The 13,449-nt window shown below is 65.6% G+C and carries 9 protein-coding genes; all 9 read right to left on the reverse strand.

What is annotated here, in order from left to right; translation table 11 throughout:
• Positions 1–21: 21 nt before the first annotated feature.
• Positions 22–963 (reverse strand): peptidylprolyl isomerase, encoded by a 942-nt coding sequence (locus DNK89_RS20845; RefSeq protein WP_203422397.1) that lies wholly within the window; start codon positions 961–963, stop codon positions 22–24.
• 27 nt (positions 964–990) lie between these two features.
• Positions 991–1,725 carry a respiratory nitrate reductase subunit gamma gene (gene narI / locus DNK89_RS20850; RefSeq protein ID WP_015012282.1) on the reverse strand — a complete coding sequence of 245 codons (735 nt, stop codon included), beginning with the start codon at positions 1,723–1,725 and terminating at the stop codon, positions 991–993.
• Complete coding sequence (narJ, locus tag DNK89_RS20855; RefSeq protein ID WP_060984781.1) at positions 1,722–2,423, reverse strand: nitrate reductase molybdenum cofactor assembly chaperone; 702 nt, start codon at positions 2,421–2,423, stop codon at positions 1,722–1,724. The genes narI and narJ overlap by 4 nt, the downstream gene beginning before the upstream one ends.
• Before the next feature lie 22 nt (positions 2,424–2,445).
• A complete protein-coding gene (narH, locus tag DNK89_RS20860) occupies positions 2,446–3,969 on the reverse strand; it encodes a nitrate reductase subunit beta (protein WP_110961661.1) in 1,524 nt (507 codons plus the stop codon).
• Between the two features lie 23 nt (positions 3,970–3,992).
• Positions 3,993–7,790 carry a nitrate reductase subunit alpha gene (locus DNK89_RS20865; RefSeq protein WP_110961662.1) on the reverse strand — a complete coding sequence of 1,266 codons (3,798 nt, stop codon included), beginning with the start codon at positions 7,788–7,790 and terminating at the stop codon, positions 3,993–3,995.
• 34 nt (positions 7,791–7,824) lie between these two features.
• Positions 7,825–9,234 carry a NarK family nitrate/nitrite MFS transporter gene (locus DNK89_RS20870; protein ID WP_110961663.1) on the reverse strand — a complete coding sequence of 470 codons (1,410 nt, stop codon included), beginning with the start codon at positions 9,232–9,234 and terminating at the stop codon, positions 7,825–7,827.
• 21 nt (positions 9,235–9,255) lie between these two features.
• A complete protein-coding gene (locus tag DNK89_RS20875) occupies positions 9,256–10,548 on the reverse strand; it encodes a nitrate/nitrite transporter (RefSeq protein ID WP_110961664.1) in 1,293 nt (430 codons plus the stop codon).
• 186 nt (positions 10,549–10,734) lie between these two features.
• The gene (locus DNK89_RS20880) at positions 10,735–11,457 is read right to left on the reverse strand and encodes a response regulator (protein WP_110961665.1); all 723 of its coding nucleotides are present in this window, start codon (positions 11,455–11,457) and stop codon (positions 10,735–10,737) included.
• Entirely contained in the window at positions 11,454–13,409 is a 1,956-nt protein-coding gene (locus tag DNK89_RS20885; protein WP_110961666.1) for a type IV pili methyl-accepting chemotaxis transducer N-terminal domain-containing protein, read from the reverse strand. Before DNK89_RS20885 ends, DNK89_RS20880 begins: the two co-directional genes overlap by 4 nt.
• Between the last annotated feature and the right edge of the window lie 40 nt (positions 13,410–13,449).

Raw genomic sequence — 13,449 nt, forward strand, 5'->3', positions numbered from 1 at the left:
CTCACGGGGTGTGCGGCGCGATTACTGCACCAGCGGCGATTCGGCCGCGTCCAGCGCCACCCCTTCAACCACCGCAGCACCTGCCAGCAGTTGCAGATACTGGCGCAGCGCGTTCACCCAGGCCTGCTGGCGCAGGGTGAGCGCGATGGCCTGGCGCACGTCCTCGAACGCGGGCTGTTGCCCCGCTTCACGCGCTACCACTTCCACCACATGCAGGCCAAAGCGGCTGTGCACCAGGCGGGCCAGCACACCGATCTCGGCACTGCCAAACACTTCGCGGGCGAACTCTGGCGCGCAGTCGGCGCGGGTGAGCCAGCCCAGGTCACCGCCTTGCTGGCCGCTGGGGCAGTTGGACCACTGGGCGGCGGCCTCGGCAAACTTGGCACCGCCATCGTCTGCGCAGCGCAAGTCGATCAGCATGGCCTCTGCCCGCAGGCGCAGCTGCTTCACGTCCACGCCCGGCGTCACGGCAAAGAGCACGTGGCGCAGTTGTGCGCGCTCGCCCTGGGCGTGCGCTGCAGGGTGCGCCTCGTGGTAGCGGCGGCAAGCTTCCTCTGACGGATCAGGGACGGGCAGCTCACGGTCCAGCAACTGCTCGATGGCGTCGGAAGCCTCGGTGCTGATAGCGCCCAGGGCGCCCGGCACATCGTCGGCCGACAGCAACCCCGCCTGCTGGGCCGCCTGGCGCAGCAGCTCGGTGCAGGCACGTTGGCGCAGGGCCTCTTCGTCCAGCAACTCGTGCGGGGCGTTGAGGGCCACGCCGTTGATGCGTGCGATGTCAGCCACGGCCACTGGCCCACTTGCTGCGGGCACGGGCATCGCCTGCACGGGTGCATCGGCCATCGTGGCCAACAGGGCCTCGTAGGCCGCAGTCTGCGTGGGGGTCAGCGTACTGGCAGGGGCTGCTGCCACGCTGCTGTCGGTGGAGCCGCATCCGCAGCTCCCGGTTCCACATCCGCTCATGGTGTGCTCCTGGATGGTCGGTGGGTTTCAGGCGCGGCGGTCTTGCGACTGCAGGTGGCCAGCGGGCAGGTTCAGGCGGCGCGCACGCACCACCTGGTAAGGGCGCAGCACATAGGCCAGCGTGCCAAAGCCGCTCCACACATGCACCAGGCGGGTGAACGGGAAGATGAGGAAGATGCTCATGCCCAGAAACATGTGGGCCTTGAAGATCCAGCCGGCCTCGGCCAGCAGCTCCACACCGCCGCTGCGGAAGGTGACCACGCGCTGGCCCCACTCGGCCAGCTTCATCATCATGGAGCCATCCAGGTGCTGCGCCGACAGCGGGATGGTGGCCAGGCCCAGGGCCAGCTGCAGCCAGAGCAGGATCAGCAGCACGATGTCGCTGGTCTTGGACGTGGCGCGGATGCGCGCGTCCGACAGGCGGCGGTGCAGCAGGATGGAGATGCCCACGAAGGCCAGCAAGCCCGCAATGCCCCCGGTGACCATGGCCATCAGCTGCTTGTTGCCCGCGCTGATGAAATGCTCATACACAAAGTGCGGCGTCAGCATGCCAAAGGTGTGCCCGAAGAACAGGAACAGCACGCCGATGTGGAACAGGTTGCTGCCCCAGCGCAGGCTGCCGGTGCGCAGCAGCTGCGACGAGTCGCTTTTCCAGGTGTACTGGTCGCGGTCAAACCGCGCCCAGCTGCCGATGAAGAACACGGCCAGACAGATGTAGGGATAGATGCCAAACAACAGGGTATCGAGCCAGGGGGTAGTCATGCTGAGACTCCTTCGGGGGCCCGCTCGGCGCGGGGGGTACGGACAAAATGCAGGGGTTGCGGCTGGTCAGGCTTGGACTGGCCCTGGGTGCTGCAACCGCCAAACGCTTCGGGCTCGGCCCAGACCTCGTCCATAGGCGGCTCGGGCGTGAGAGCCACCGACTGCACGCGCTGGCCTGAGACTTCGAGCACCGCAGCGATCACGCTGGCGTAGGGGCTATTGCGTGCCACCAAGGCGCTGAACAAGGCATTGAGGATGTGGGCCATTTCGCCCAGGAACTCCTTGGCCACGGCGGGCGGCTGGGTGGAGGCGAACTCCAGCACCACGGGCAGGTGGTCGGGCAGCTCGTCGGCCTCAAACTGCAGACCGGCCTTTTCGTAGGTCTGCAGCAGGTCGATAAGCGCCGGGCCCCGGTCGCGCGAGTCGCCGTGCACATGCTCGAACAGGTGCAGCGAGGTCTGGCGGCCCCGGTCAAAGTTGTCCACGTAGCGGGCCTCGGCTTCCAGCGGGTCCAGCGCCGCGAGGTGCTGGCACACGGCCTTCAGCTCGTCCATGCGCTCAGCGCTGAGGGCCTGCTCGGCCTGCAGCGCATCGATGAGCTGCGGCATCACACTGCGCAGCTGCGCGTCGGGATAGCTCAGCAGGTAGCCCAGGGCACGCAGGGTCAGGCGCACAGAGGTCGGGTTCTTCTTGAACATGGTGATTCCTTCCTGTGTGCGATCAGACCGTGGCCTTGATCGGGATGGTGCGGGGCTTCTTGCCCCCGAACATGCTGACTTCCGTCGCGCCATCCGAGCAGCCGTTGCCAAACGAGAAGCCGCAGCCGCCGCGGATGTCGAACGCGTTCTCGGCGTATTCGCGGTGGGCCGACGGGATCACGAAGCGGTCTTCGTAATTGGCAATGGCCATCACCTGGTACATCTCCTCGACCTCGGCCATCGACAGGCCCGCCTGCTTGAGCACCGCCAGGTTCTGGCGCTGCTCCACATGCTTGTCGCGCTGGTAGGTGCGCATGGCCAGCATGCGCTCCAGCGCCCGCACCACCGGGCCGGTGTCGCCGGCGGTGAGCAGGTTGGCCAGGTACTGCACGGGGATGCGCAGCTGGGACACGTCGGGGATCTCGCCATTCACGCCCACATGGCCCGCGTTGGCGGCAGCCGTGATGGGCGAGAGCGGCGGCACATACCAGACCATGGGCAGCGTGCGGTACTCGGGGTGCAGCGGCAGGGCCACCTTCCAGTCTACGGCCATCTTGTAGACGGGGCTGTTGCGGGCGGCTTCCATCCAGCTGTCGGGGATACCGTCGATGCGCGCCTGCTTGATGACGTCCGGATCGTTCGGGTCCAGGAAGATGTCGAGCTGGGCCTGGTACAGGTCGCGGTCGCGCTCCACGCTGGCGGCTTCCTGGATGCGGTCCGCGTCGTACAGCAGCACGCCAAGGTAACGGATGCGGCCCACGCAGGTTTCGGAGCACACGGTCGGCTGGCCCGCCTCGATGCGGGGGTAGCAGAAGATGCACTTCTCGGCCTTGCCCGACTGCCAGTTGTAGTAAATCTTCTTGTAGGGGCAACCGCTCACGCACATGCGCCAGCCACGGCACTTGTCCTGGTCGATCAGCACAATGCCGTCTTCCTCGCGCTTGTAGATCGAGCCCGAGGGGCACGATGCCACGCACGCCGGGTTCAGGCAGTGCTCGCACAGGCGCGGCAGATACATCATGAAGGTGTTTTCGAACTGGCCGTAGATGTCCTTTTGCACATCGTCGAAGTTCTTGTCCTGGCTGCGCTTGCTGAACTCGCCGCCCAGGATTTCCTCCCAGTTCGGGCCCCACTCGATCTTCTCCATGCGCTTGCCGGTGATCAGGCTGCGCGGCCGGGCCGTGGGTGCGGCCTTGCTTTCAGGCGCAGCCTGCAGATGGTCGTAGTCGAACGTGAAGGGCTCGTAGTAGTCGTCGATCTGCGGCAGGTTGGGGTTGGCGAAGATGCGCATGAGCAGCTTCCACTTGCCGCCCTGGCGAGGGGCGATGGAGCCATCGGGGTTGCGTACCCAGCCACCGTTCCAGCGGTCCTGGTTTTCCCATTCCTTGGGGTAGCCGATGCCGGGCTTGGTTTCAACGTTGTTGAACCAGGCGTATTCCACGCCGGGGCGGCTGGTCCAGACGTTCTTGCAGGTGACCGAGCAGGTGTGGCAGCCGATGCACTTGTCCAGGTTGAGCACCATGCCGATTTGTGCGCGAATTTTCATCGTGTTTCTCCTTGTCTTCGGCTTCAGGCGTGGTCGGATGCAGCGGCTTCGCCATCCATCCAGTCGATGCGGTCCATCTTGCGCACCAGCACGAACTCGTCGCGGTTGGTGCCGATGGTTCCGTAGTAGTTGAAGCCGTAGCTGTACTGCGCGTAGCCACCGATCATGTGGGTGGGCTTGAGCACGATGCGCGTGACCGAGTTGTGGATGCCACCGCGCGTGCCGGTGATCTCGGAACCGGGGGTGTTGATGATCTTCTCTTGCGAGTGGTACATCATCACCATGCCGGGGTTCACACGCTGGCTCACCACCGCGCGGGCCGCAATGGCGCCGTTGGCGTTGAACAGCTCCACCCAGTCGTTGTCCACGATGCCGGCGCTCTTGGCGTCGTCTTCGCTCAGCCACACCACCGAGCCGCCCCGGTTCAGCGTGAGCATCATCAGGTTGTCGCTGTACGTGCTGTGGATGCCCCACTTCTGGTGCGGCGTGATGAAGTTCAGCGCAATCTCGCGGTGGCCGTTGGGCTTCTTGCCTTCGACTTCTTCCAGCGTCTTCAGGTGCACCGGGGGGCGGTAGCTCACAAAGCCTTCGCCGAAGTCGCGCATCCAGGGGTGGTCCTGGTAGAACTGCTGGCGGCCCGTGAGGGTGCGCCATGGGATCAGCTCGTGCACGTTGGTGTAGCCCGCGTTGTAGCTGACCTTCTCGCTTTCCAGGCCCGACCAGGTGGGCGAAGAAATGATCTTGCGCGGCTGCGCCTGGATGTCGCGGAAGCGGATCTTCTCGTCCTCGCGGTGCAGCGCCAAGTGCACGTGGTCGCGGCCGGTCTGCTTGCCCAGGGCCTCCCAGGCCTTGCAGGCCACATGGCCGTTGGTTTCGGGCGCCAGCATCATCACCACTTCGGTGGCGTCGATGTCGCTCACGATGCGGGGCATGCCTTGCGTCACGCCTTCTTCCTTCACCCGGCCGTTCAGGTCGCCCAGCTGGCCCACTTCGGTCTGCGTGTTCCAGCCGATGCCCTTGCCTCCGTTGCCCACCTTGTCCATCAGCGGGCCCAGGGCCGTGAAGCGCTTGTACAGGTTGGGGTAGTCACGCTCGACCACCGTGACCTGCGGTGCGGTCTTGCCGGGGATGAGGTCGCAGTCGCCGTGCTTCCAGTCGCGCACGCCGTAAGGCTGTGCCATTTCGCCCGCTGTGTCGTGCATGATGGGTGTGAGCACCACGTCCTTCTCCACGCCCAGGTGGCCCACGCTGACCTCGCTCACGGCCTTGGCGAAACCCTTGTAGATCTCCCAGTCGCTCTTGGCCTGCCAGGCAGGGTCCACGGCGGTGGACAACGGGTGGATGAAGGGGTGCATGTCGCTGGTGTTGAGGTCGTTCTTCTCGTACCAGGTGGCCGTGGGCAGCACGATGTCCGAATACAGGCAGGTCGTGCTCATGCGGAAGTCCAGCGTGACCAGCAGGTCCAGCTTGCCTTCCGGGGCCTTGGCGTGCCACTGCACTTCCTCGGGCTTGGCTTCGTCCTGACCCAGGTCCTTGCCCTGCACGCCGTGGGTGGTGCCCAGCAGGTGCTTGAGGAAGTACTCATGCCCCTTGCCCGACGAGCCCAGGATGTTGGAGCGCCACACGAACATATTGCGCGGCCAGTTGGAGGGGTGGTCCGGGTCCTCGCAGCTCATTTGCAGGTTGCCGTTCTTGAGCGACTGCACCACGTAGTCCTTGGTGTCCATGCCCTTCGCAGCGGCGTCCTTGGCCACCTGCAGCGGGCTGGTCTTGAGCTGGGGCGCCGAAGGCAGCCAGCCCATGCGTTCGGCGCGCACGTTGTAGTCGATCTGAGCACCGTGGTAGGCCTTCTTGTCGGCCAGGGGCGAGAGGATTTCTTCCATGCCCAGCTTTTCGTAGCGCCACTGGTCGGTGTGGGCGTAGAAGAAGCTGGTGCTGTTCATCTGACGGGGCGGGCGGATCCAGTCCAGCGCAAAGGCCAGGGCCGTCCAGCCGGTTTGTGGCCGCAGCTTTTCCTGGCCCACATAGTGCGCCCAGCCGCCGCCGCTTTGGCCGATGCAGCCGCACAGCATCAGCATGTTGATGATGCCCCGGTAGTTCATGTCACTGTGGTACCAGTGGTTCATGGCCGCACCGATGATGACCATGGACTTGCCGTGGGTCTTGTGCGCGTTGTCGGCAAACTGGCGGGCCACGGTGATGACCTGGTCGCGCGGCACGCCGGTGATCTTTTCCTGCCATGCGGGGGTGTAGGGGCGGTCGCTGTCGTACGTGACGCCTTGTTCTTCGCCGGGCAGGCCCCGGTCAATGCCGTAGTTGGCGGCCAGCAGGTCGAACACGGTGGCCACCATCACACGGCCTTGGGCCTCGTGGCCGGACAGCTCCAGATGGGACACCGGCACGCGGCGCACCATCACGTCACTGCCCTGTTCATTGGCCGTGAAATTCGGCGCATGTACGCCGCCAAAGTACGGGAAGGCGACATCGGCCACGTCATGGGCCTGCGCGCCGTCCTCCATCACCGACAGCTTGAGCTTGACGGTGTTACCGGTGCGCGCCTCCTTGTTCTCCAGGTTCCACAGGCCCTGGTCGGTGCGGCCGTCTGATCCCCAGCGGAAGCCGATGGAGCCATTGGGCAGCGTGACTTGGCCCAGCTCGTCATAGCCCACGGTCTTCCAGTCAGGGTTGTTGGACTGGTCGAGCTGGCCAGGGAAGTCGCTGGCGCGCACATAGCGGTCGGGCACCATCACCGTGCGGCCATCGGGCAGCGTCTTTTCCTTGAGCACCACCAGGAGCGGCAGGTCGGTGTAGCGGCGTGCGTAGTCATCAAAGTACGCGCTGCGGCCCTTGCCGCCGTCCTTGAAGTAGAACTCTTTCAGGATCACGTGGCCCATGGCCATGGCCACGGCGGCGTCGGTGCCCTGCTTGGGGTGCATCCACAAGTCGCCCAGCTTGGCCACTTCGGAATAGTCGGGCGTGATGGACACAACCTTGGTGCCCTTGTAGCGCACCTCGGTCAAGAAGTGCGCGTCGGGCGTGCGGGTCTGGGGCACGTTGGAGCCCCAGGCAATGATGTACGAGCTGTTGTACCAATCGGCCGACTCGGGCACGTCGGTCTGCTCGCCCCAGGTCTGCGGGCTGCTGGGAGGCAGGTCGCAGTACCAGTCGTAGAAGCTCATGCACACGCCGCCGATCAGGCTCAGGTAGCGCGAGCCAGCAGCGTACGAAATCATCGACATGGCCGGGATGGGCGAGAAGCCGATGATGCGGTCGGGGCCGTGCTTCTTGATGGTGTAGACGTTGGCCGCAGCAATCATCTGGTTCACTTCGTCCCAGGTACTGCGCACAAAGCCGCCCAGGCCGCGCTGCTTTTGCCATTCGCTGCGCGAGGCATCGTTCTCGACAATGCTGGCCCAGGCGTCCACGGGGCTCTTGGCAATGGCCAGGGCCGCGCGCCAGTGCTTGAGCAGGCGGCCGCGCACCATGGGGTACTTCACGCGGTTGGCGCTGTACAGGTACCAGCTGTAGCTGGCGCCGCGGGCGCAGCCGCGGGGCTCATGGTTGGGCAGGTCGGGCCGGGTGCGGGGGTAGTCGGTCTGCTGGGTTTCCCAGGTGACGATGCCGCCCTTGACGTAGATCTTCCAGCTGCAGCTGCCGGTGCAGTTCACGCCGTGCGTGCTGCGCACGATCTTGTCGTGCGCCCAGCGGTCGCGGTAGGCGTCTTCCCAGGTGCGGTCTTCACCGTTGGTCTGGCCATGGCCCTGCGCAAAGGTTTCGCGAGGCTGCGAGAAGTACGAAAGGCGATCGAGGAAATGGCTCATCGGGGGCTCCTTGTTCTGTTCTGTTCAGGGGTCATCAGCAAGGCATGGCGGCGTTCTTGCGCGCGTAGTGCCACCAGGTGATCACGATGCACACGAGGTAGAAGGCAAAGAACGTCCACAGCGCGGCGTGGGGGCTGCCGGTCAGCGCGATGGAGCTGCCGTAGCTCTTGGGAATAAAGAACCCGCCGTAGGCCGCCATGGCAGCGGTAAAACCCAGCGTGGCGGCACCCAGGGTGTTGCCTTCCTTGTTGGCCTGGGCCACAGCGGCCGTGTTGCGGGGGTCCACGCCGCGCATGGCTTCGGTCAGAAAGATCACGGGGATCATGCGGAAGGTGGAGCCGTTGCCGATGCCGGTGGTGAGGAACAGCACCAGGAAGCACACAAAGAAGCCGGCGAACTGGCCCTCGTTACCGCCCGATGGCAGGAACACCGTCACACCGACCACGGCGACGGCCATGACGATGAAGTTCCACAGCGTGACGCGGGCACCGCCGAGCTTGTCGGCCAGCCAGCCCCCAAAGGGCCGCACCACCGCACCCACCAGCGGCCCCAGCCAGGCGTAGGCCAGGGGGTTGATGCTGGGAAACTGGCTCTTGATGAGCAGCGGAAAGCCTGCGGCATAGCCGATGAACGAGCCGAAGGTGCCAAGGTACAGCACGCACATCAGCCAGTTGTGCTTGCGCTTGAAAATGGCGGCCTGCGCAGCGAACGAAGCGCGCGCGTCGGCAATATCGTTCATGCCAAACCAGGCCGCCAGCGCGGTCAGCGCAATCCATGGCACCCAGATGAAAGCGGCGTTCTGCGTCCAGACCTGTGCGGTCTGGCCGTTCTTGACGATGGTCTGGGCATCACCCCCAAAAACTCCAAAGATGCCGGCCGTGACGACCAGAGGGCTCAGGAACTGCACCACCGACACGCCCAGGTTGCCCAGGCCCGCGTTCACACCCAGCGCCGATCCCTTGCGCTCCTTCGGAAAGAAGAAGCTGATGTTGGCCATGCTGGAGCTGAAGTTGCCACCACCCAGGCCACACAGCAGCGCCAGGATGAGCATGGTGGGGTAGGCTGTAGTGTTGTCCTGCACCGCAAAGCCGATGCCCAGCGCCGGAATCAGCAGCGAGGCGGTGGAGATCGCCGTCCAGCGGCGGCCACCGACCAGCGGCACCATGAACGAATAGAAGATGCGCAGCGTGGCGCCCGAGAGTGCGGGCGCGGCCGCCAGCCAGAACAGCTGGTTGGTCGAGTACTTGAAGCCGAGGCCGGGCAGGCTCACGGCAACCACGCTCCAGACCTGCCAGATGGCAAAGGCCAGGAACAGCGCGGGCACCGAGATCCAGAGGTTGAGCTTGGCGATGGCTTCGCCTTCGCGCTCCCAGAACGATTTGTCCTCTGGGGCCCAGAGGGTGAGCAGACGCCCCTGGCGCCCGCTGGTGGTGGTGGCAGACATGGTGAGAGTCCTTGGCAAAAATCAGCGGGCGGCCGTCTGTGCGACGGCGCTTTGCGAACCCATGAGACGGGTGTTGCGCACTTCGGTGAAGTACATCCAGATGAGCGAGACCCACACCACGCCGTACATCAGCATGAAAGCGCTGGAGCGGATACCGGTCAGGTCCATCAGCGCGCCGAACAGGATGGGCAGGACGAAGCCGCCCATGCCGCCGGCCAGACCCACGATGCCGCTGATGGCGCCGATGTTGTGGGGATAGTCGTCGCTGATGTACTTGAAGACACTGGCCTTGCCGAAGGCCCAGCAAATGCCCAGCAGGAACATGAGGCCAGTGAAAAGGTACACGTTCAGGCCGATGTGGAAGGTCTGCGGGCCGTTGACGGTGAGGATGGTGAAGTCGGTCTGCGGGTAGCTCAGCAGGAACAGGCAGATCCAGCTCACCCACATCACCCACCAGGTCACGCTGTGGGCGCCGTACTTGTCACTCAACATGCCGCCGATGGCGCGCAGCACGCCGCCAGGCAACGAGAAGCAGGCGGCCAGCAATGCGGCCACACGGATGTCCAGGCCGTATTCGCCCACGTAGTACTGCACCATCCACAGCGACAGCGCCACGTAGCCGCCAAACACAATGCTGTAGTACTGGCAGTACTTGAGCACCTTGGGGTCCTTGAGCGCCTTGAGCTGGTCGGTGAACTTGACGTTGCTGGGCACCAGATGGGCCGGGTCGCTGTAGCTGAACAGCCAGAACAGCACCAGCGTGCCAAGCATGATGGCCGCGTACACCTGCGGCACCATGGTCCACCCGAAGGCGACCAGGATCACGGGCGCCACGAACTTGTTGACGGCTGCGCCCGAGTTGCCCGCACCGTACACGCCCATGGCCGTGCCCTGGCGCTCTTTGGGGAACCAACGGGCCACGTAGGGCGTGCCCACCGAGAACGAGCCCCCCGCCAAGCCCACGAACAGGCCGATGGTGAGGAAGTGCCAGTACTCGGTGGCGTAGCCCATCATCCAGATGGCAGGCACAGTGGTGGCCATCACGGCGGCCATCACGATGCGGCCGCCGAACTTGTCCGTCCAGATGCCCAGCGGCACCCGCACCAGCGAGCCGGTGAGCACGGGCATGGACATGAGCAGCCCGAACTGCGTGGAGTTCAGGTTGAGCATCTTCTTGATAGGGATGCCGATGACGCCGAACATCATCCAGACCATGAAGCAGACGGTGAAGGCGAAGGTGCTGACGATGAGCACCGACCACGCCTGACGGGTGCGCTGCGAGCTGTCGCCCGGGGGCAAAGTTGCATTGGCCATTGCGCGATTCCTCTCTTTTTGCATGAGAGGAATGGTCGCGTGTGCAGCGCCTTTTGCACATCCTTCGCTAGAGGGTGTGCAGCGCGGCAGAGGGACTAGTCACCCGGTACAGGGCATCGTCCGAAAGAACTATGGAGTATGTGTTGCACGGCAGCAGCGCCTGCACGCCGCGCGCAGGAACCCGCGCTATTCCGCGCGCTGCCGGTCCGAGGCGTACACCGCTGCCTGCACGCGCGAGCTGAGACCCAGCTTGCGCAGGATGTGCTGCACGTGGATCTTCACCGTGGTCTCGGCGATGTCGAGCGTGCGCGCGATCTCCTTGTTGCTCGCACCCCGGGCGATCTCGCGCAGCACGTCTTCCTCGCGCGGCGACAGGGGGGTGAAACCGTTGGGAGCGGCCACCGCTGCGTCGGCAGGTGCCATCGGCGGGGGAGGCGCCTCGGGCGCGCCCTGCGACTGGAACGCCGCCACCAGCTTGCCCATCAGCTCAGGGCTGACCACGGGCTCGCCCCGGGCGGCGCGGTGAATGGCCTGGGCCAGCAGCTCGCCGTCGATGGTCTTGAGCAGGTAGCCCTGGGCACCATTGCGTAGCGCGGTCGCAAGGTCCTGCGCGTCCTCGCTCACGGTGAGCATGAGCACGCGCGAGGTGGGCGACACCTCGCGCAGCCCCTGGATCGCGTCCACGCCCATCACGCCGGGCAAGTGGTTGTCGAGCAGGATCACCTGCGGCCGCAGCTGGGGCGCAAGCCGCAGGGCCTGCGCGGCATCCCCCGCCTCGCCCACCACGGACAGGCCCTCATACTGGCTCAGCAGCGCGATCAACCCGCGCCGGAACAGCGTGTGATCGTCCACCACCAGCAGCGTGACCAGGGGAGAGGAGGCGGTGGCGGAGGCAGCTTGGTTCGTCATGGAGTGGTGGCGGTGTGGGGAATGTCGACCTGGGCAGCATGGGCTGCTTGAGCCAATGGCACTTCAGGAGCAACGGCCACAGTCTGGGCGGGCACGACCGAAGGCAGCTCGATGCACACCCGGGTGCCCTGCCCTGGCGTGGACTCCACCTGGACCACGGCGCCAATGCGCTGGGCCCGCTCGCGCATGATGCCCATGCCCACGTGCAGCGAATCGGGCGGCACGGCGGTCACGTCAAAACCCGTGCCGTTGTCCTGCACCTCAAAGCGCCAGCGGGGGTGGCGGTGCACGAGCACATCGACCCGCGTGGCGCCCGAGTGCTTGCGCACGTTCGACAGCGCCTCCTGCACCATGTGCAGCACCTGGATCTGCACGTCCTGCGCCAGTGGCAGGCCATGGCCCACCATGCCCAGCGTAGTGACCATGCCGGTCTGGTGCTCGAACTTGGACAAGGTGGCGCGCAGCGCCGATTCAATGTCTTCCTCGCTGGTGCGGGTGCGAAAGTGCACCAGCAGTTCGCGCACATCCGAATAGCACTCGCGCACGCCCACATCCAGCTCGCCGATGCTGCGGTCGCGCTTGGCCTCGTCGCCGCGCGCCACGGCGTCGCGCAGCAGCTGGGTCTGGATCTTGAGGAAGGCCAGCGACTGGGCGATGGAGTCGTGCAGCTCGCGCGCGAGCAGGCCGCGCTCCTCGGCCACGGCCGCCTCGCGCTCCAGCGCGGTGGCACGCAGGCCCTCCATGGCGCTGGCCAGGTGGCGGGTCATGGCTTCGAGCAGATCGCGCAGCTCGTCGGTCATCTCGACGGGCGATCGGAAGAACAGGTTGACCTCGCCCAGCATGCGCATCTGCATCTTGACGGGGATGGTGACCATGGTTTCAAACCCTGCATCGCGGCAGTGCGGCAAGGCGACCTCGGTGGATGGCGTGATGGGGATGACCCGGGTGCGCGCCTGCTCCTGCGGCTGACCGCACAGGCAGCTGCCGGTGTGCAGGCAATGCTCGCCCTCGGCCATGGCCACAGGCAGGCCATCACCTGCCAGCAGCACGTAGCGCTCATTCGCCTCGTTGGACCAGCGCACGGCGGCGGCATCGGCGCCCGCCACGCGGCGAATCTGCTGCACAAAACCCTGGGCCAGCAGCTCCAGGCTGCTGGCGGTGCTGGCCAGCGCACTGACCTCGTACAGCGCGGCCAGCCGCTGGTTCTGCACGGCGATGCTGGCGGTCTTTTCGCGCACCTTGTGCTCCAGCTCGTCGTGCGAGGCCTGCAGCGCGTGCGCCATCAGGTTGAAGCCGGCCGAGAGCTGGCCGAACTCATCGTCAGTGTCCACTGGCAGCCGCGTGCCCAGCTCGCCCTGGCGCAGCCGGGCCTGGGCCTGCTGCAGGCGCGCCACGGGGTTGATCACCAGCAAATAGCTCACGGCCATGAAGGTGACGGCCGCCACGATGGCCAGCGCCATCATGAACAGCTGGAACAGGTGCAGCGCGGCGGTCCAGCCTGCGATCTGGATTTCGATGGCATCCACAAAGCCGTCCACCTGCTGCACAAAGGCATCGGCCTCGGCCAGGTTCCGGGCACGGTCGGGGGGCAAGGCACTGACCCACCCGGTGCGGGCCTCGGCCCAGCGGGTGCGGATGCCGTCGAACCGCGTGCGCGTCTCGTCGCTCCACGGCACAAACAGCGGGCGCGACGGATCGCCCGTGCGCAGCAACTCCAGGCTGGCGTCGAACTGGCGCGCGCGCTCCTGCACGGCCTCGGGAGGTTCGGTCTGCAGCACCAGCACCATGCGCAGCATGTTCATGCGCAGGCGGCCCGCCTCGTTGACGGCTGCCGCGCCGCCTTCGAGCTTCCAGGTCACCCACAAGGTGAGCCCGATGGAAGCCAGGGCCACCAGCAAGAATCCGGCTCCCATGGCCAGGAGCTTGGTGGAAAGGGTGGGCCGCGAGCGCATGGCGCAGTGTAGGCAAGGGGTTTTGTGCGGTTCTTGACCT

This window comes from Acidovorax sp. ST3 (assembly GCF_003231145.1).
Taxonomy (GTDB): domain Bacteria; phylum Pseudomonadota; class Gammaproteobacteria; order Burkholderiales; family Burkholderiaceae_C; genus Acidovorax.